The 18,716-nt window shown below is 62.4% G+C and carries 20 protein-coding genes; 9 read left to right on the top strand and 11 right to left on the bottom strand.

What is annotated here, in order from left to right:
- Window positions 1-66: 66 nt before the first annotated feature.
- The 3 genes from ACR65W_RS02325 (at window position 67) to ACR65W_RS02335 (ending at window position 2,657) form a co-directional block, all read left to right on the top strand.
- Window positions 67-495, top strand: a complete 429-nt coding sequence (locus ACR65W_RS02325) for a DUF1772 domain-containing protein (RefSeq protein ID WP_424374894.1) — start codon at window positions 67-69, stop codon at window positions 493-495.
- A 94-nt stretch (window positions 496-589) separates the two neighbouring features.
- Complete coding sequence (gene lpdA / locus ACR65W_RS02330; RefSeq protein ID WP_434500103.1) at window positions 590-2,014, top strand: dihydrolipoyl dehydrogenase; 1,425 nt, start codon at window positions 590-592, stop codon at window positions 2,012-2,014.
- Window positions 2,015-2,090: 76 nt separating this feature from the next.
- A complete protein-coding gene (locus tag ACR65W_RS02335; protein ID WP_434500102.1) occupies window positions 2,091-2,657 on the top strand; it encodes a hypothetical protein in 567 nt (188 codons plus the stop codon).
- Between the two features lie 662 nt (window positions 2,658-3,319).
- On the opposite strand, the gene ACR65W_RS02340 is transcribed toward ACR65W_RS02335, so the two are convergent.
- A complete protein-coding gene (locus ACR65W_RS02340) occupies window positions 3,320-3,931 on the bottom strand; it encodes a L,D-transpeptidase (RefSeq protein WP_014892456.1) in 612 nt (203 codons plus the stop codon).
- Between the two features lie 278 nt (window positions 3,932-4,209).
- Between ACR65W_RS02340 and ACR65W_RS02345 the strand changes: the two genes are divergently transcribed.
- Window positions 4,210-5,112: a histone deacetylase family protein gene (locus ACR65W_RS02345; protein WP_434500122.1), complete on the top strand. Its 903-nt coding sequence runs from the start codon at window positions 4,210-4,212 to the stop codon at window positions 5,110-5,112.
- A gap of 91 nt (window positions 5,113-5,203) precedes the next feature.
- On the opposite strand, the gene ykgO is transcribed toward ACR65W_RS02345, so the two are convergent.
- The 3 genes from ykgO to queC form a co-directional block, all read right to left on the bottom strand.
- Window positions 5,204-5,329: a type B 50S ribosomal protein L36 gene (gene ykgO / locus ACR65W_RS02350; RefSeq protein WP_018407448.1), complete on the bottom strand. Its 126-nt coding sequence runs from the start codon at window positions 5,327-5,329 to the stop codon at window positions 5,204-5,206.
- A gap of 107 nt (window positions 5,330-5,436) precedes the next feature.
- Complete coding sequence (locus ACR65W_RS02355; protein ID WP_434500101.1) at window positions 5,437-7,725, bottom strand: TonB-dependent receptor; 2,289 nt, start codon at window positions 7,723-7,725, stop codon at window positions 5,437-5,439.
- A 128-nt stretch (window positions 7,726-7,853) separates the two neighbouring features.
- Window positions 7,854-8,594: a 7-cyano-7-deazaguanine synthase QueC gene (gene queC, locus ACR65W_RS02360; RefSeq protein ID WP_434500100.1), complete on the bottom strand. Its 741-nt coding sequence runs from the start codon at window positions 8,592-8,594 to the stop codon at window positions 7,854-7,856.
- A 129-nt stretch (window positions 8,595-8,723) separates the two neighbouring features.
- On the opposite strand from queC, the gene ACR65W_RS02365 reads away from it, so the two are divergent.
- Genes ACR65W_RS02365 through kdsA form a run of 3 tightly spaced genes read left to right on the top strand, consistent with a single transcriptional unit; the run spans window position 8,724 to window position 10,828 of the window.
- Window positions 8,724-9,335, top strand: a complete 612-nt coding sequence (locus ACR65W_RS02365) for a glutathione S-transferase family protein (protein WP_434500099.1) — start codon at window positions 8,724-8,726, stop codon at window positions 9,333-9,335.
- The gene (locus tag ACR65W_RS02370; RefSeq protein ID WP_434500097.1) at window positions 9,335-9,979 is read left to right on the top strand and encodes a uracil-DNA glycosylase family protein; all 645 of its coding nucleotides are present in this window, start codon (window positions 9,335-9,337) and stop codon (window positions 9,977-9,979) included. The genes ACR65W_RS02365 and ACR65W_RS02370 overlap by 1 nt, the downstream gene beginning before the upstream one ends.
- Before the next feature lie 12 nt (window positions 9,980-9,991).
- Window positions 9,992-10,828, top strand: a complete 837-nt coding sequence (gene kdsA, locus ACR65W_RS02375) for a 3-deoxy-8-phosphooctulonate synthase (protein WP_434500096.1) — start codon at window positions 9,992-9,994, stop codon at window positions 10,826-10,828.
- Window positions 10,829-10,900: 72 nt separating this feature from the next.
- Here the strand turns inward: kdsA and ACR65W_RS02380 are convergent, their stop codons facing one another.
- From ACR65W_RS02380 to ACR65W_RS02395, 4 genes are all read right to left on the bottom strand, one after another.
- The gene (locus ACR65W_RS02380; RefSeq protein ID WP_434500095.1) at window positions 10,901-11,251 is read right to left on the bottom strand and encodes a hypothetical protein; all 351 of its coding nucleotides are present in this window, start codon (window positions 11,249-11,251) and stop codon (window positions 10,901-10,903) included.
- Between the two features lie 83 nt (window positions 11,252-11,334).
- Window positions 11,335-12,024 (bottom strand): Crp/Fnr family transcriptional regulator, encoded by a 690-nt coding sequence (locus ACR65W_RS02385; RefSeq protein WP_434500094.1) that lies wholly within the window; start codon window positions 12,022-12,024, stop codon window positions 11,335-11,337.
- A gap of 63 nt (window positions 12,025-12,087) precedes the next feature.
- A complete protein-coding gene (locus ACR65W_RS02390) occupies window positions 12,088-12,477 on the bottom strand; it encodes a type II toxin-antitoxin system VapC family toxin (RefSeq protein ID WP_434500093.1) in 390 nt (129 codons plus the stop codon).
- On the bottom strand, window positions 12,474-12,743 hold the full coding sequence (locus tag ACR65W_RS02395; RefSeq protein ID WP_434500092.1) for a type II toxin-antitoxin system Phd/YefM family antitoxin: 270 nt from the start codon (window positions 12,741-12,743) through the stop codon (window positions 12,474-12,476). The genes ACR65W_RS02390 and ACR65W_RS02395 overlap by 4 nt, the downstream gene beginning before the upstream one ends.
- A 120-nt stretch (window positions 12,744-12,863) precedes the next feature.
- Between ACR65W_RS02395 and ACR65W_RS02400 the strand changes: the two genes are divergently transcribed.
- Window positions 12,864-13,937: a HoxN/HupN/NixA family nickel/cobalt transporter gene (locus ACR65W_RS02400; RefSeq protein ID WP_434500091.1), complete on the top strand. Its 1,074-nt coding sequence runs from the start codon at window positions 12,864-12,866 to the stop codon at window positions 13,935-13,937.
- On the opposite strand, the gene ACR65W_RS02405 is transcribed toward ACR65W_RS02400, so the two are convergent.
- From ACR65W_RS02405 to ACR65W_RS02415, 3 genes are all read right to left on the bottom strand, one after another.
- Window positions 13,858-15,561 (bottom strand): adenylate/guanylate cyclase domain-containing protein, encoded by a 1,704-nt coding sequence (locus tag ACR65W_RS02405; protein WP_434500090.1) that lies wholly within the window; start codon window positions 15,559-15,561, stop codon window positions 13,858-13,860. The two genes, ACR65W_RS02400 and ACR65W_RS02405, sit on opposite strands and share 80 nt — an antisense overlap.
- A 106-nt stretch (window positions 15,562-15,667) precedes the next feature.
- A complete protein-coding gene (gene queF, locus ACR65W_RS02410; protein ID WP_434500089.1) occupies window positions 15,668-16,129 on the bottom strand; it encodes a preQ(1) synthase in 462 nt (153 codons plus the stop codon).
- A gap of 63 nt (window positions 16,130-16,192) precedes the next feature.
- Complete coding sequence (locus ACR65W_RS02415) at window positions 16,193-16,969, bottom strand: hypothetical protein (RefSeq protein WP_434500088.1); 777 nt, start codon at window positions 16,967-16,969, stop codon at window positions 16,193-16,195.
- A 239-nt stretch (window positions 16,970-17,208) separates the two neighbouring features.
- Between ACR65W_RS02415 and eno the strand changes: the two genes are divergently transcribed.
- Window positions 17,209-18,492 carry a phosphopyruvate hydratase gene (gene eno / locus ACR65W_RS02420; protein ID WP_434502245.1) on the top strand — a complete coding sequence of 428 codons (1,284 nt, stop codon included), beginning with the start codon at window positions 17,209-17,211 and terminating at the stop codon, window positions 18,490-18,492.
- Window positions 18,493-18,716 lie beyond the last annotated feature (224 nt).

An 18,716-nucleotide genomic window follows, 5' to 3' on the forward strand; every position in this document is an offset into this window, starting at 1 on the left:
GGTCGGCGGTCGGGGTCGATTCGCCAGGAACGCCAAATTATGCGCCGACCGCCAAAGGACGCTTCAATGATTATTGGTTCGCTTGCGCTCGCGACGGCTGGCGCTTTCACCGGCGCTTCGCTCTATGTCAACTATGTCGAACAGCCGGCGCGGCTTGCGCTCACTGACGACGCGCTGATCAAGGAGTGGGAGCCCTCCGATCACCGCGGCTTCATCGTGCTCGCAAGTTTTGCCGCGCTTGCCGCCCTCTTCGGCTTCATCGCCTATCGCGAGCTCGATGACGTCAGATGGCTTTTCGGCGCCCTGCTCGCCATCGCGAGCTGGCCCTATACCTATCTCGCCATCGTGCCGCTCAACAACCGCATCCTGGCGCTGATCGAGGCCGACGCGGCGCATGAGGCGCGCAAGGTCATCAACCTTTGGGGGCGTCTGGAGCTCGGTCAAACTGCGCTCGGGCTCGTCGCAACGCTCATCTACGTCTGGGCCGCCGCCTGATTTCCGAGAGCGGCGTTTAGCCAAAATTCATCTCGGATGCGTTCATCTGAGAAACGGATCTTGGAAGCGGCGCCATTTTTGAGTTGCGGATGACATGACCTACGATCTTATCGTGATCGGATCCGGTCCAGGCGGTTACGTTTGCGCGATCCGCGCGGCGCAACTTGGATTGAAGACGGCCGTCGTCGAGAAGGATTCGACGTTCGGCGGGACATGCCTCAATGTCGGCTGCATTCCGTCGAAGGCGCTGCTTCACGCGTCGCATATGTTCGAAGAGGCGGCGCATGGATTGGCGCCGCTCGGCGTCATGGTCGATCCGCCGCGTCTCGATCTTGCGGCGATGATGAAGCACAAGGACGACACTGTCGGCGCGAACGTCAATGGCGTCGCGTTCCTGTTTAGAAAGCACAAGATCGAGTCGTTTCGCGGGGTTGGCCGGCTGAAAGGCGCCGGGCGAGTCGAGGTCGTCGGCCCCGACGGCGCCGTTCAAACGCTCGAAACGAAGAACATTGTTCTCGCCACCGGCTCGGCTGTCGCGCCGCTGCGCGACGCCTCCGGCGCGGAGATTGCGGTCGACGAAAAGCTGATCCTTTCGTCGACCGGCGCCTTGGCCCTGGCGAAAACCCCGAAGCGGCTGGTCGTCGTCGGCGCGGGCGTCATCGGACTCGAGCTTGGATCGGTCTGGCGCCGGCTGGGAACGGAAGTGATTGCGATCGAATATCTCGAACGCATTCTCCCGGGCTTTGATCTCGAGATCGCCGCGCGCTTTCAGAAGATCCTCGAAAAGCAGGGCTTCGATTTCCGCCTCGCCTCCAAGGTGACAGGCGTGCGGCGCGAGCGAACCGGCAAGGCCGAGCGCGCTGTCGTCTCCTATTCGTCGGTCGACGGCGCGACGTCCGACACGATCGAGGCGGACGCCGTGCTCATCGCGACGGGCCGCATCCCATTCACGCAGGGCCTCGGACTCGAGGACGCCGGCGTCGCCCTGGAGCGCGGGCGCATCGTCATCGACGAAGGCTTCGCGACCAATGCTCCGGGAGTCTACGCCATCGGCGACGTCGTGCGCGGACCGATGCTCGCCCATAAGGCTGAGGACGAAGGCATCGCCGTCGCCGAAATCCTCGCCGGACAGGCGGGGCATGTGAATTACGGCGTCATTCCCAGCGTCGTCTACACGATGCCGGAAGTCGCGGCCGTCGGCATGACCGAGGAAGAAGCCAAATCCCGAGGGATCGAGGTCGCGACCGGTAAATTTCCTTTTACCGCCAATGGCCGCGCGCGCGCGATGCGCGCGACCGACGGTTTCGTGAAGATCATCGCCGACGCCGCGACCGACCGGGTGCTCGGCGTCCATATTGTTGGCGCCGCGGCCGGCGAATTGATCGCTGAAGCTGCTGTGTTGATGGAATTTTCCGGCTCGGCGGAAGATCTCGCGCGCACCTGCCACGCCCATCCGACGCTCTCGGAGGCGATGCGCGAGGCGGCCTTCGCCGTCGCCAAACGCGCCATTCACATTTGAGCTGGTCTAAGTCGGCCGTCGTGTTTCACGCCGCGCGCTGGCGCTACGCGCCCGCCGCATGTGAGAGGAAGAACTTATGGAAGATTGGAAACGGCGCCTGAGGGATGCGTTCTGGTTCACGCTCGCCGTCCTCTTTCTGGTCGAAACCTGGCTGTGGGATCATTTCAGCGAATGGCTGCACGATCTTGGACGCGCGCTTGGGCTTGAACGCTACGAACAGCGGTTCAAGGACTTCGTTGAGACGCTGACGCCCGTAAAAACATTGGCGATATTTATCGCGCCAGTGTTCGTGATTCTTCCGGCCAAGCTGGTTGGTTTTGAGTTGATCGCGCATGGACATGTGTTCACGGGGCTTATCGCGATCCTTCTCGCTAAAACGCTGGCGCTCGGCTGCATGTCGTTTCTTTTCGACATCTGCCGGGACAAGCTGATGCAGATGGACCGCTTCCGTCAGATCTATTCGCTTGTCCTCGAGATTCGCGCCTGGGCGGCCAGACTGGTCGCGCCTTTCAAACAGCGCATCCATCAGACCGCCGACGCGATGTGCGGGCGAATAGAAGCGTTTATCGGCGTTGAAGCAGGCTCGCTGACGCGTAGCGTCGCGCGCTTGCGTGAACTCGCGCGTCAGAAACGTTCGGCCTGACTATTCGCAGATCGCATATCCAAAGCAAAAATCGTCGTCGCTGAGCGACGGTCGAGAGAGAATCGTCGTGGCGCTTGCAACGCTTGCCGCGAACAGGAACAACATCAATACATACAAAACCAAATTGCGCATGACGGCCCAGCCTTCCGCCTCTCGCTGAAAACTTGAAAGGCGCGGCGCTCCGCGTCTCCGCTCTTTCGAGCATCGATTTTGGGCGCGCCGGCCTTTCAGAAGAGAAACGCAGATGTCGGGCGCGCGTTCCACGAACTTTTGCTGCCGAATGAAAATTTTACTGGCAAATCGCATAGCCGTAGCAAGGGTCCGAGGGTTTCGCTTGCGCGGACGACGCGAGGTACGCGCCCGCGCCAGCGAATTCCAGCAAGAGAACGCAGACCACCAGGACTAAGCAGCCCATGCTTGTCGTCGGACGCATAACCATTTCCCCTCTTCTGTCGCCCGCACCCTGCGAACATTCGCGACATTAAGGTTCGTTTTACCAAGGCGCAGTGCGACGGCGCACACTGGCGATCGGTCGAAGACCGGTTTGCTCGGGCAGCGGTTACGCCGAGCGACGGGCAAGACGTCTGATGGCAAAAAAGACGACGCCCTCGCGCGCTGGGCGGAGGGCGTCGCAGGAAGCTTAATGAACAGTGGCGAAAAGCTTAGAGCACGACGACTTTCGTGCCGACCTTCACGCGGTTGTAGAGATCGATCGCGTCGATGTCGCGCATGCGGATGCAGCCCGAGGACACCGCCTGTCCGATCTTGTCCGGCTCATTGGTGCCATGGATACGATAAAGCGTATCCTTGCCGTTCTGATAGAGGTAGAGCGCGCGCGAGCCGAGTGGATTGTCGGGACCGCCAGGCAGACCGCCGGCGTCCGCCGTCGGCTGGAGATGCGGCCAGCGCTCGAGCATGTCCTTTGGCGGGATCCACCGCGGCCATTCCTGCATGCCGCCCACATAGGCCCGGCCGGTGAAGGCCATCGCGTCCTGACCGGTGGCGACGCCGTAGCGCACGGCCTTTCCGCCCGGCATGACATAGTAAAGGAATTTCGAGCGGTTATCGACGATGATCGAACCGACGGGCTCGTTCGTCTTATAATCGACGAGGTAGCGTTCGTATTGCGAGCTTACCCCAGCCTTGGGAGCAAGCGCCATGAACTCGGCGTCGCGGCCATTAAGCCTCGGATCTGGAAGAGGCGTTCCCCCGTTGCAACCCGCCAAAAAAACAGCGAGAAGCGCTGACGCCGCCGTCACATATCTGAAACTCATTTCAGGCACTCCTTTCCGCCGCAAAACAGTTGTTACGATTTTCTTATCATGAACTTTGGCGCTGGGATCACGTCTTCAGAATTATTCCCTTACTGTTGCGCCGGCGCCACGGCCACCGGCGCGGACCCACGCTTGAGCCTTACCGTTTCTTTTTCATGGACAGAAGGCCGCGGAAGGCCGAAAATTATGAGGTTGACTGGCGTAGCGTCGCCCGCTCGGATTGCGTCGCAGCATTGAAAACCCTTCTCGTCACACATGAAAGCGGGCTCCTTCATGAGATGGGTCCCGGCCATCCCGAAGCCCCCGAACGGTTGCGGGCGATCCAACGCGGCTTGGAGCAAACGCGATTCGCGTCCCTGAGCCGAATGAATGCGCCCCAAGCGCAAGCGGAGGCGCTGCAACGCGTCCATCCGCAATCCTATCTTGCAGCCCTCGAGCGCGCCGCGCCGCGCGAAGGCTATTCGGCGCTCGACAGCGACACGCTGATGTGTCCGAAGACGATCGAAGCGGTGTGGCGCGCCGCCGGCGGCGCCGTCGCCGCGGTGGATGAAGTCATGTCGGGACGGGCTGACAACGCCTTCGTCGCCGTTCGGCCGCCCGGACATCATGCGGGCGCGCACAATCCGATGGGTTTTTGCTTCGTCAACAATATCGCCGTGGCCGCGCGCCACGCCTTGGCGGCGCATGGGGCCGAACGCGTCGCCATCGTCGATTTCGACGTCCATCACGGCAATGGCACGCAAGAGATTTTCTGGGCCGACGACAAAGTGCTGTTCTGCTCGACGCATCAGGCGCCCTTTTATCCAGGCACGGGCGGGCGCAATGACACGGGCGACCATGACAACATCGTCAATGCGCCGCTCCTCGCCGGTTCGACCGGGGACGCCTTTCGAGAAGCGCTCGCCGACCGAATCCTGCCGCGGGTGCGCGATTTCGCGCCCGATCTGATCCTGATTTCGGCGGGCTTCGACGCCCATGAGCGGGATCCGCTCGGCGGCCTGCGGCTCCGCGAGACGGACTTCGGCGACGCGACCAAACGGCTGATGGACATCGCCGACCGGCGTTGCGGCGGCCGCATCGTCTCAATGCTCGAAGGCGGCTATGACGTTGACGCTCTGAGCCGCAGCGTCAACGCGCATGTGCTGGCGCTCATGGGCGTTGCGGAAGATGGCGGCGTCTAACGCGGCGGCACGCGATTGAGAAGTGCAAAAGGGCCGCGAGCTGACGCTCCGGCCCTTCTTCATGCGTCTGGATCAACAGGCGTGGCGACACTCAGCCCTGGCGCGCCTTATAGCGCTTCTGCACCTTGTTGATGATGTAGACGCGGCCTTTGCGGCGCACGATCTGGTTGGCGCGATGGCGCGAACGCAGAGATTTCAAAGAGTTGCGGACTTTCATCGATCTCACCCCGGCAATAGTGAACTGGCCGGGATACGCCCAGCGCTTCGTTGGACCCGCCTATGCCCTATTTCGCCCCGGCGATCAAGCCGAAACGCCTCAAGCGTTTAAAAGCGCGCATTGGCGAAAAACCGCAGATTCGCGCCCGGGAGCAGCACTTCATCCTTGCGGTAGGAGACGCTGTTGCGGATGTCCTCGTTGAGGAGATTGTCGCCGACGAGTCCCAGCCTCAACTCGCGGCTCAGCGGATCGCCCGGATCGAGCAGCATGCGGTAGCTGATTTCGGCCTTCAGCAGATTATAGCCCTTCGTCGGCGTTTCATTGGTCGGGTCGATGTTGCGCTGCGCGAAGGCGTGCAGGAGGTTGACCCGCAGCAGCCAGTTCATATCTCGCCAGAACAATCCGCCTCCGAGCCGAACGGGCGGAATGCGGGGGACGTTGCCGCCGCCCACGAATGTCGCCCGCACCACGTCGAACTGGTGCTCCACCCCAAAGACGCCGCCTGCCAGCGGCGCGACGTCGAGTTGGCTTTGAAACTCGCCGCCCCGGAAGAGCGCATTGCGCTGCGAATAGATCGCCTCGCGCAGATCGCCCTCGCCTTCCAAGGCGCAGCTCGCAATATCTTCCTCGCAGACCGCGCCGGTGAGATTTCGGAAGATAAAGCCGTCAAAGCGCGTGAGGTAGGCCGTCGCCTCGAAGCGGAACGGGCCCACCGGACGCCGCAGGCCGATTTCGATGGTCTTCGCCCCTTCAATTCGAAGATTCGGATTGCCGATGTCGAAGGTTCCCGTCGCCTCATGGATCCCGCGCGAAAAGAGCTCGGGCGCGCGCGGCGCGCGTTCGACATATTGCGCCGTCAGGCTGGCGACGACGCCTTCCGGCAGATCCTGGAGGAAACCGAAGGCGCCGCTCTTTGGCGTGAAATTGCGCACGCGGGCGACTTGCAGCGCCGGATCAGCGAGGGGTTCGGGAAACGCGCCGGAGACGAGAAGTTCGGGAAATGCGCCGGAGACGGTCGCATGTTCGATGCGTCCGGCAAGCTGCATTTTCGATGTGTCGGTCAGTCTGAATTCATTGAACCAATAGCCGGCGACGCTTCGCGTCCGATTGGGGTCGAAGAGCCCGCCCTCGCGTCCGGGTGAGGTCAGGATCTGATGCATGCCCTGCACGCCGAAGGCGCTGGTCAGAGTGGCGAAGGACAGGTCGACGGGACGAAGCTGCGTTTCGACCCGCGCCTCGAGATCCTTGTTGGTGAAGGTCTGCTGAACGCCGTCAAAGCCCCCCTCATTGGCGAGTTCGTGGTGCTTGTAGTCGGTCAAACCCGCCCAGAAGCGGACGGCTTCGATATAGGCCGACTGCGGACGGAACTCGCCCTTGGTCGTCACGCGCGTCTGGCGAAGTTCGATGCGCGTATTGGTCTCCGTCGGCTCGATGCCGGGGATGTGATAGCGCGAGTTGAACTGCGTCACCGCGACGCCGACGAAGCCGCCGTCGAAGAAATAGGAGCCGCCGACCGAACCGCCGGCCGAGCGCATCGACGAATTGGGCTGGCGTCCAAAGACCGGCGGCGCCGGATCCGGCGGAAAAAGATAAGGATAGCCGGGAATGCGGTAGTCGCTGCTGCGACGGCCATGGACATCCATGTGGAAGGCGACATTGCCGCGGCCGACGTCGAGCAGCGTCGCGTTTTCCAGCGCGTTGTCGACGGTCATCACCGCGCCGCGAGTCTCGATGACCGAGCAACCCTCCGTCTCGGCCGTTGGGATGAACGCAAGTCGGCAAGGCAAGGCGGTGGGAATGCGGTTGTTTTCGACGTTGACGACGCCGCCGATCGCTTGCGACCCCCAGCGCAGCGTCGCGGGACCGCGCACCACTTCGACCTGGCTCGCGGCGACGGGATCGAGCGGCACCGCGTGGTCCTCGCCAAGCTCCGAGACGCCGCTGTTGCTGACGCCATTTTCCTGGATGCGCACCCGGTAGTTGTCGAGGCCGCGCACGATGGGACGGCTCGCCGCGCCGGGCGCGAAGGTGGACCCGGTGACGCCCGGCTTGGCGAAAAGCACGTCGCCGAGGGTCGCGCCCGGCGAGCGCCGCAGCTCCTCACTGGTGACGACCGTCACCGTCGCGAACTGATCGGCGACGATGGGAAGGACGCCTTGCGGCGTCACGGCCGGTTCGCGCGGCTCGGGTCCGCTCGGGCCCGCGACGTTGCGGCTGCGCCCGCCGGGCGCTGGAGGGGTCTGTGGAGGCGCGACAACCTTGCTGCGCCTGATCGGGCTCACGGCGCCGACTTCGATCGGCGGCAAGGCCTGTTGAGCCATGCCGCTCGCAACGTCGGTAAAAAGCCCGGCTACTGCGGCGCCGGCCGCTGCGCCGACCCAAACGCTCTTCCTCATCGACGCCCGCTCTCGCTGATTATGTTATAACATAACATATCCAGACCTAGCGGAGGCATGTCAATGCATAGTCGCCCTTTCATGCACAGGTCAGCGCCGCCTGTGGCCGCGAGGCCACACTCGAAAGATCAGAAGGTCTCGGCCGCCGCGCGCGTTCCGGCGCGATAGATCTCCCAGCCGTGCGCGCGCAGCTTGCAGGCCGGGCATTCGCCGCAGCCATAGCCCCAGTCGAAACGGCGGCCCCTCTCGCCGAGATAGCAGGTGTGGGTTTCCTCGACGATGAGCCGCACCAGCGGTTCGCCGCCGAGCGATTCCGCCAGTCGCCAGGTCGCCGCCTTGTCGATCCACATCAGCGGCGTATGAATATTCATGCTGCGGTCCATGCCGAGGCTGAGCGCCTGCGCCATGGCGCGGATCGTCTGGTCGCGGCAATCGGGATAGCCTGAATAGTCCGTTTCGCACATGCCGCCGACGAGATCGGCGACGCCGCGACGATAGGCGAGCGCCGCGGCGAAGGTCAGAAACAGCAGATTGCGCCCCGGAACGAATGTGTTGGGAAGCCCGTCGGCGGCGAAGGCGATCTCCGCGTTGCGCGTCAACGCCGTCTCGGAAATCGCGCCGAGCGCCTCGATCGAAATCGTGCGATCTTCGCCAAGCCGCGCGGCCCAAAGCGGCGAGAGGCGAACAAGCCCCTCGCGCAGCCCCGCTCGGCGCGAGAGTTCGACGCGGTGGCGCTGGCCGTAATCGAATCCGACCGTCTCGACGCGGTCGAAGCGTGACAGCGCCCAGGCAAGGCAGGTCGTGGAATCCTGCCCGCCGGAAAACAGCACGAGCGCGGCGGCGGAGTGAGTCGAGAGGTCGTTCGTCATCGCGCTTAACTTAAATCATGGCGCTAAAACTGCGAACCGCCGCTGACGGGAATGCATTTTCGGAACGTTTTCACACCGCCATCGCCAATCGCAACAAATCCCCCTATCCGAACCCGGAACGAGATCGACATGCTGCTCTACAATACGCCGCTCGCGCCCAATCCCAGACGCGTCCGCATCTTTCTTGCTGAGAAGAACGTCACGATCCCCGTTCGAGACGTCAACCTCATCGCGCAAGAGCATAAGAGCGAGGCCTATGGGCGGATTAACCCGCTCAACGAGGCGCCGGCGCTCGTTCTCGACGACGGCGCGACGCTCACCGAATCCGTCGCCATCTGCCGCTATATCGAATCGCTTTATGCCAACCCGCCGCTCTTTGGCCGCGACGCGCGCGAGCAGGCCTTCATCGAGATGTGGCAGCGCCGGGTGGAATTTCGCCTATTCACGCCGGTGGCGCTCGCCTTTCGTCACAGCCATCCGGCGCTGGCGCGGCTCGAATCGCCGCAGCTGCCGCAAGTGGCCGAACATCAGCGGCCGCGCGCGCAGCAGATGATGCGCTTTCTCGACCAGGAACTCGCCGCGCGGCGCTTCATCGCCTCCGACGACTTCACCATCGCCGACATCACCGCCATCGTCGCCATGGACCTGACCAAGGCCGCGCGGGTCGAGATCCCTCAAGATCTGCCGAATCTTTCGCGCTGGCGCGCTGACGTCTCGGCGCGTCCGAGCGTCGTGCCGTAATGACGCGGCGCTCTCTGAGCAGGAAGCTTGAGGAGATCACGGCGCGCATCCGCGCCTGCCGTTTCTGCGCCGAAACGCCCGCGGGCGTGAAGCTGCCGCATGAGCCGCGGCCGGTGCTGCGCGTCTCGCCCAGCGCGCGGCTGCTGCTCGCGAGCCAGGCGCCCGGCAATCTCGTCAATCAGACCGGCGTTCCTTTCAACGATCCTTCCGGCGATCGGCTGCGTGACTGGATGGGCGTGGATCGAGAGACGTTCTACGATGTCTCGCGCATCGCCATCGTCCCGATGGGCTTCTGCTTTCCGGGTTACGACGCCGCCGGCGGCGACCTGCCGCCGCGCCCCGAGTGTCGCCCGCGCTGGCACGACTCGCTGTTCGCGGCGTTGCCGCAGATCGAGACGGTCGTCGCGATCGGGCGCTATGCGCAGGACTATCATTTCGCCCGTCTCGGCCATGCGCTGCCGAAGGGCGCGAGCGTTTCAGAGATCGTCGCGCGCTGGCGCGAATTTCAGGACGCCCGGCCGCTGATCTTTCCCCTCCCCCATCCGTCCTGGCGCAACAGCGGCTGGCTCAAGCGCCATCCCTGGTTCGAAGCCGAGGTGCTGCCGGCGCTGCGCGCCGAGGTCGCGCGGCTCGTGAAAACATGAGAAAAACCCCGGGTGACAAGCATAATCATCGGAGATGGCCCGCGCCGGGTCGAGATCGGCAACGATTTGCCGCTGACGCTCATCGCCGGCCCCTGCGCGCTTGAAAGCGCGGACATGGGGCTCAAGGTTGCTGAAGAGCTTGCCCGGCTCGGCGAACGGCTGAAGATCGGCGTCGTCTTCAAGGCGTCCTTCGACAAGGCGAACCGCACCAGCGACGAAGCGGCGCGGGGCGTCGGCCTCGACGCCGGCCTGCCGATCTTTGCTGAAATCAAGGAAAGGACTGGACTTCCGGTGACGACCGACGTGCATGAAGCATGGCAATGCACGCGTGTCGCCGAGGTCGTGGACCTTCTGCAGATTCCCGCCTTCCTCTGCCGACAGACCGATCTCATCGTCGCGGCGGCGAAAACCGGACGCCCCATCAATATCAAGAAGGGGCAGTTTCTCGCGCCGTGGGACATGGTCCACGCCGTCGAGAAAGCGCGTGAGGCCGGCGCCGCCGGCGTGCTCGTCACCGAACGGGGAACGAGCTTCGGCTATAACGCGCTTGTCGCCGATATGCGCGCGCTGCCCATTTTGAAGGAGACCGGCGCGCCGGTTATTTTCGACGCGACCCACGCCGTTCAGCAGCCGGGCGGCGCCGGCGCGGCTTCTTCGGGCGAGCGGCGTTTTGTTTCAACGCTCGCCCGCGCCGCCGTCGCCGTCGGCGTCGCGGCGCTCTTCATCGAGACGCATCCCGATCCCGACGCGGCGATCTCGGACCGCGCGACGCAGGTTCCGCTTGGCGAGCTGGAGACGTTAGTCAAGGAGCTGATGGCGTTCGACCGTCTGGCGAAAAAGCGCGTCTGAAGAAGGTCGGAGCAATTCGTATGCAGCTGTCATTCCCGACAGGCCGAAGGCCTGATCGGGAGGGCGTCGGCATTAACCCGCCTCCACGTAATCCGTCAGCCAGCCGACAGCGATGATGACAAGGCCCATGCCCGCGAAAAAGGCGAAGGCCGGCTTGACGCTGAAAATATCGGGAAGAAAAGCGACGGCGATGAGCGCCGGGCCGACGATCCTTTCGACCCAGCCATGGAGCGTGAAAGCCAGCCGCCGAAACACGCCGAGCGGAAATTTCGTCACGAGCGTCATCGCCAGATGCACGCCCGCGAGCAGCCAGGCGAGCTTCGCCGGCAGGCCGCCGAAACCAAGGACGCTTGGCGCGGCGAGGAAAATCAAAACCGTCAGATAGTCGAGATAGCCATGCAGGCGCGCCGTGAGTGGTTTCATTATCGTTTCTCCGCGTTGGCGGCGCGGCTCGGCCGCCTTCTCCTCTCGTTAGCTCGCGGCGCGGAGGCCGTCTGTCATCTTGATTACAGATCGACGGGCTTTTCTTTCGCGAGGGATTGCAGCGCGAGATGATTGACGCAGATAAGGTCGCGCCGATAGTCGAGCGCGCCCCGGCGCCTCAACCCGTTCATCATCCGCGTCACGACTGGGCGGCTCGCATGGACGAGGTCGGCGATGTCCTGCTGCGTGAGCCTGATTTCGAGCGAATAGCCATGCGGGCAAGGCGCGCCGAACGCCTGCACAAGCTCGCCCAGCGTTTCGATCAGCCGCGCGGCGACCGCCTTTGTCTGGCGGTCGATCAGCCTGCGTTCGGCGCGTTCCCGCGACGCCTCCAGTCCGGCGTTGAGGAAGCTTGAGAACGACGGGCTGTTCGCGACGAGACGGTTCACGTCCGAAGGGGTGATCATCAAAACGCGCGCCTCGCCGATGGCGCTTGCCGCGTGCGCCGACGCTCTTCCCGGCGAAACGCGCCCGAAGAGTTCACCGGCGCCCGCGATGGCGAGCGTGATCTGCGCGCCGCTTTCCGCGACATGAGAAAGCCTGACGACGCCCCGCATCAAACAATAGAGAAAGCCCGGCTCCTCGCCTTGCCGATACAGCGTTTCGCCGTCGGAGAACTCCGCTTCCCGCAGCGAAGGCGCGCAGAGCCGCCACTCGGCGATATTCTCTTCCGACAGCATGTCGTTCCCCGGCGCTTCCGCCTGACCGCGCATCCTATCAAAATCGAAACTGCGCAAGCCATCTTGCTCAAGAGACCGTCCGGCGAGCGCGATCCGCTAAGCCTTGCGCGCAGCCAACGGATGGTCGAGAAGCGCGCGATCGACGGTCAGGAGGCGCAACGCCTCGATTTTGCATTGCGCCAGCAACAGGCGATCAAACGGGTCGCGCGTAGGCGGCTCAGGTTCGACCGCGACGAGCGCATGCCGCGCGTTAATCGAGAGGACCTCGATCCCCATCGCTTCCAGCAGTTCGGGAAGCGTCTCAAGATTTATCGTTAGTTCGAGTTTGCCCAGCCGCCACTTGATGGCGATCTCCCAAAGACTCGCGACGCTGACCAGAAATTCCGCATCTTCATTCTTCAGCAAAGACTGCACGTGCGATCCGAACTCGGCGACACGGTTTTCAATCAACGCCAGCAGAATATGCGTGTCGAGCAGCAGCCTCATGCATCATCCGGCAGCGGGCGCAGCAGAAAATCTTCCGGCAAGGGCGCGTCAAAATCCTCAGCGATGAAAGTGACGATGGACTGGAGGCCGTGTCGTTTCTTGAATTCGTCGACGGCTTCGAGCCGCAACCCGCGTTTGGGTTGATGAGGAACCAGATCGAACACCGGTTTCCCATTCCGAGTCACGACGATCGTTTCGCCCTTCTCGACCTGTCGAGCAAGTTCGGTCAGGCGATTTTTGGCGTCTTTTATCGAAACAATCGTCATGGGAGAATAGTGGCTACCCGTAGCCACTTAGTCAAGTCGGCTCCCGCCCGCTCGTCGCCCGTATGAACTTTCCTAATTAAGCGATTACGGTTAAAGTTCTTTATTGCTCAGGCGGGGGTCATGGCGCTCAATCCTTTCGATGACCAAGGCGACAATTTCAAAGCCAAGGCTGCGACGACCTATGGCTTGATCATCGCGGCCAATGTCTTCGCCTGGACTTGGGCGTGGACGGCCTTCTCCGATCGACCGGGATTGATGGGGGCCGCCGTTCTGGCCTTTATGTTCGGGCTTCGCCACGCCTTCGACGCCGATCACATCGCCGCCATCGACAATGTCGTCCGCAAATTGATGCAGGACGGCAAGACGCCCTATTCGGTCGGATTTTTCTTCTCGCTCGGCCACTCCACCTTCGTCGCCCTCGCTTCGGTCATGATGGCGGCGGCGGCCATGGCCATGCAGGGCCAGGCGCATGACTTTCAGGCCTTCGGCGGCGCCATCGGCACGATGGCGTCAGCTTCGTTCCTCATCGTCATCGGCCTTGCAAATCTTCTGCTGCTCAGGGGCATCTGGTCGGCCTACAACCGCGCCCGACATGGCGAACCGGTCCTCGAAGAGGACCTCGACCGTCTGCTCAACGGGCGAGGTCTGTTCACCCGGGTTTTCCGCCCGCTGTTCCGCTTCGTTTCGCGGTCATGGCACATGTATGTCGTTGGATTTCTGTTGGGACTGGGCTTCGACACGGCGACGGAGATCGGCCTGCTCGGAATTTCGGCGGCGCAGGCCGCGCAAGGCATGTCATTTTCGACAATTCTGGTGTTTCCGGCGCTGTTCACCGCCGGCATGTCCTTGATGGACACCACGGACAGCCTCGTGATGACCGGAGCCTACGGCTGGGCGTTCGACGATCCGCTGAGGAAACTTTGGTACAATCTGGTCATGACCGCAATGTCGGTGATCGTCGCCATTTTCATCGGCGGCATCGAAGCGCTCGGCTTGATCGGCGATAAGCTCGGCTTCGAAGGCGGCCTTTGGCGCCTCGTTCAAGGGCTTAACGACAATCTCGCCAATTTCGGCTTTGCGATCGCCGCGATCCTGATCGCGAGCTGGATCATCTCTATGCTCTTCTATCGAAGCCAGGGGCAGATGAAGGCGTATCGCGGCGCAGTCGGGATGGACTATCCGGCGCGGCGCTAGCGGTCGTAAACTCCAAAATTCCAGGCATCTGCGTCTTTTTGCCGATCAGGAAGAACGAGCGCGTCGCCTCTTTGCCTTTTAATTCGACGGTCCCGCCGTCCAGGAAGACGTAATCGTCGCTGAGACGCACCTTCACCGCTTCGGACACGTGAATTTTGTCGGGCTTGGAAGTGGATTCAAATCGGCTGGCGACATTCACGACGTCGCCCCACAGATCGTAGGAAAATCGCTTTTTCCCGACGACGCCGGCCGCCACCGTGCCGGTATGCACGCCCATGCGCATTTGCAGCTGGTAAGGAACCTCATCTGCGTAGCTCATGATATAGCTTTGCGCTTCCAAAGCGAAGTCCGCGATATGCTGACAGTGCAACGGGTCCCGGTTCGGGACTCCGCCGACCACCATGTAACTGTCGCCAATCGTCTTGATTTTTTCGACACCATGCTTTTCGACAAGTTCGTCGAATTTCTCGAAGAGGACATTGAGCATATTGACGGTGGCATGCGGACCAAGCTTTGCCGAAAGTTGGGTAAAACCGACAATGTCGGAGAAAAATACCGTAACTTCAGGGAAAACTTCCGCGATTGTCTCCTCTCCGCCACGCAGTCGTTCGGCGATCGCGGCGGGAAGAATATTGTGGAGCAGCTTTTCCGAACGGGAGCGTTCGATTTCCAGGTCCGACAAGGCTTTGCCCGAAAGCTTTATCTTGTCTTCGAGCTTGTCGAAAGCGACGTTCAGATTTGCAGCCATCGTGTTGACGGTGGTGGCGAGTTCGCTGATCTCATCGTTCCCAAAGACCGAGGCCTGAGCCGCGAGATTGCCTGAGCCAATCTCGTGAACGACCGCCATGAGTTGCGACGCTCGAACCGCGAAGCGATTTCGCAAAAAAATCAGGGACAAAACAACCACGCCAAACAAACCGATATTCAAGTAAGAGTTGGCATCAAACAATTGGTTGGCGAACGCCTGTTCTTGCGCAATCCGTCCCGCGTATCTCTGCCGAATCAAGTTCTGCATCTGCGCAATTCTCAGAGTCAGATCTCCGTTGAGCTTGCGGTATTCGTCGCTAAACAACAGCTTCGTCGCTAAAGCACGATCGGGCTTGCCCTTGCGGGAATAGGTTCCAGCGCCGTCATCGAATTCGCCATCCACCGCATGCATTGCGGCGCGTTCGATCGCGACCACCTTTTCCAAAAAGCTTCGCGCTTCCTTAAGCTTATTTAATTCATGCGCGGTGACATTTTGGCTTAAGAAACGCTCTTCAATCGAAACTGCGTCGTCGTTTTTCTTCTCGGGCGGCGGAATGATTCCGCCATTCACGAGATCCCAATAGCCAAAGTTATAGTCCTTCGGCCGAGCCGTTTCGCCGTTGAGAATGGCCCCGATGATGTTGTACCACTCAATTCGTCTCGGATCGTTGCTGGAGATGTAACCTCGCGCAAAGCGAGTTTGCCACTGCGAGGAAAAAACCAAATCCTCCGCAAGCGTGGTCAAGGATTGCAATTCGCGATGCGATGTCTCCAGGTCCTGCTGAGCTTTTTCCAGAAAAACGCCCAGCGCCAAATTGCCTCCTGCGAGAGCGACGAGCAACAGGAAGAAGATCGAAAAAAACGTCCGAAGCTTCATGTTTTCTGGGCCCCGCGATCGGACGGTCTCTTGGTTAGGAGACCATAGTGACCCATAGGTGATTTACTGGCCGGCGCACAAGGTTCGACTTGGGGCGCCTATACGCCTAGCCTCGCCCCCGGTAGGGCGGCACGCCCTGATCAGGAAGCCACAGCCCCTCGGGCGGGGCGCCGGTCTGCCAGAAGACGTCGATCGGCATGCCGCCGCGCGGATACCAATAGCCGCCGATGCGCAGCCATTTCGGCGCCATCGCCGCAACGAGATCGCGCGCGATCCGCAGCGTGCAGTCTTCGTGAAAGGCGCCGTGGTTCCGGAAGCTCCCGAGATAGAGCTTCAAGGCCTTTGACTCGACCAGCCATTCGGCGGGGACATAGTCGATGACGATATGTGCGAAGTCGGGCTGGCCGGTCACAGGGCAAAGCGAGGTGAACTCGGGCGCGGTGAAGCGCACGAGATAGGTCGCGTCCTTGTGCGGATTGGGCACGAGATCGAGTTCGGCGTCGTCCGGCGAAGCCGGCAGCGCGGCCGTGCGGCCGAGCAGCGCGGCGCCCTTATGCGTCTTGGTCATGCGCGTAACTTGGTCATGCGCGTAACAAAGGCGCGATCGCCGCCGCGTCAAGCGCCAAACGGCTCACGGGTCGCGCGAGTCGGGACATTCGCCCGCGCGCAAAGTGATCGGATGCGCCGACATCCAGCCCGAGAGAAAGCGATTCTCGGGGCTCTCCAAAGCCTTCAGCATTTCGACGCGCACGATTTCGAGCCATTTCTCGCGCCGGTCCGGCGTGTTCATCTCCGCCGGAACGCCGAATTCGAGCGCCTTCACCGCGAATTGATAGGGCATGGTGTTCCACAACGCCACGCCGCCGCGATCGAGCATCGCCGAGACGTCCTTTTCCGGAATATGCGCGATCTGCTCCTGTTCTGGGATCGGCACAACGCCCGGCATGCCGCTTTTGGGCGCAACGATCGCGACGCCGTTGCGATAAAAGCGATTCTGCTTCACGCCGCCGCGCGTCGCGATCAGATTGCCGCCGATCACGAAGCTGGCGCCCGTGCTGTCGAGCGCGCATTTCAACGTCCGGTCGAAACAATGGCCTGCGCCGACCATCAGGCGGCTGCATCCGGCCTCGACCCAGCGCGCTAGAGTTTCCGGCTTGATGTCGAGCACATAGGCGAGGCCAGGCATGGCCTCGTGCTGATATTCGCAGCGCTGCACCAGGCTCGCCGGCCAGCCGAGAAAATCTTCCTGCGCCGGCGCGCAATTGGCTCGGACGGGAGATTTCTCCAAAACCGCCTTCGCGGCGGCGACATGCTCCGGCGACTGAGCCCAGGCGCTGGCCGGACTCCAAAGCCCCAAGCAAAGGCTGAAAACGACGCCGCGCGCCAATCGCGCTGTGCTTAGGGCCATCCGAACCTCCCGCCGACCGTCGCGCTTGGCGGCGAACGCCCGCTCATTAATCAAGCTCAAGGATAGGGAGGTCCCCTCCCCAGTCAACGGATTTCACCGGCGCGTCTCGCCGCGGCGCAGCACAGATCCCACGAAAGCCCGCCACGGACGCAGAACCTTTTTACGGCTGAGGCTTTTCGGGACCGCGCAATAGGTCTAAGAAGTCGCGCCGCTCCGCGCCGCATCATGAAGAGGCACCCATGACCGAGATCGTCGACATCCACGCCCGCGAAATTCTGGATTCTCGCGGGAACCCGACCGTCGAGGTCGACGTCACCCTGGAGGATGGGTCGTCTGGACGGGCGGCGGTGCCGTCCGGCGCCTCGACCGGCGCGCATGAAGCGGCGGAAAAGCGCGATGGCGACGCATCGCGCTATCTCGGCAAGGGCGTGCTCACGGCGGTCGACAACGTCAACGACGAAATCGCCGGCGCGCTGCTCGGCTTCGAAGCTGAGGATCAGGTCGCCCTCGACGAGGCGATGATCAGGCTCGACGGGACGCCGAACAAGTCGCGGCTCGGCGCCAACGCCATTCTCGGCGTGTCGCTCGCCGTCGCCAAGGCGGCGGCCGAGGCGACCGCTCTGCCGCTCTATCGCTATGTCGGCGGCGTGCAGGCGCGGGTGCTGCCGACCCCGATGATGAATATCGTCAACGGCGGCGTGCATGCCGACAATCCGATCGACTTCCAGGAATTCATGATCATGCCGACCGGCGCGCCGAATGTGCGCGACGCCATCCGTTGGGGCGCCGAGATTTTCCACACGCTCAAGGCGGCGCTGAAGAAAGCCGGCCTCAGCACCTCGGTCGGCGATGAAGGCGGCTTCGCGCCCAATCTTCCCTCCGCCGAAGCGGCGCTCGACTTCATCATGAAGGCGATCGAAACGGCGGGCTTCAAGCCCGGCGTCGACGTGCATCTTTGCTCCGACTGCGCCGCGACGGAATTCTTCAAGGACGGCAAATATGTCTATGAAGGCGAGGGCGTGACGCGCTCGATCGACGAGCAGGTCGCCTATCTCGCCAAGCTCGCCAGCGCCTATCCGATCGTGTCGATCGAGGATGGCATGGCCGAGGACGATTGGGAGGGCTGGAAGAAGCTCACCGACGTTCTGGGCGACAAAGTGCAGCTCGTCGGCGACGATCTTTTCGTCACCAATGTCGTGCGCCTCAACGAGGGCATTAAGATGGGCGTCGCCAATTCGCTGCTCGTCAAGGTCAATCAGATCGGCACGCTGACCGAGACGCTCGCTTCGGTCGAGACCGCGCATCGCGCCGGCTACACCACCGTCTTCTCGCATCGCTCCGGCGAGACCGAGGATTCGACCATCGCCGATCTCGTCGTCGCGACGAACAGCGGCCAGATCAAGACCGGCTCGCTCGCCCGCTCCGACCGCACCGCCAAATACAACCAGCTCATCCGCATCGAGGAGGAGCTGGGCGACGCGGCGATCTACGCCGGCAAAAGCGCGCTCAAGGCGCTGGCGTAACCCCCCTCCCCAACCCTCCCCCGCTTCGCGGGAGAGGGAGTAGATTCGAGCCTTCACTGACGTGCGACGAAACGCCGATCGTTAGCGTCCCCTCTCCCGCGAAGCGGGGGAGGGACAGGGTGGGGGCCAAAAGGCTCCTCGCCCGATGACCATGGAAAAAACCTTCGCTCCCGCCTCAATTGAATCGCGCATCCGCGACGCGTGGGAAGAGGCGCAAGCCTTTC

The sequence above is a fragment of the Methylocystis sp. genome, assembly GCF_051062815.1.
Lineage (GTDB): Bacteria > Pseudomonadota > Alphaproteobacteria > Rhizobiales > Beijerinckiaceae > Methylocystis.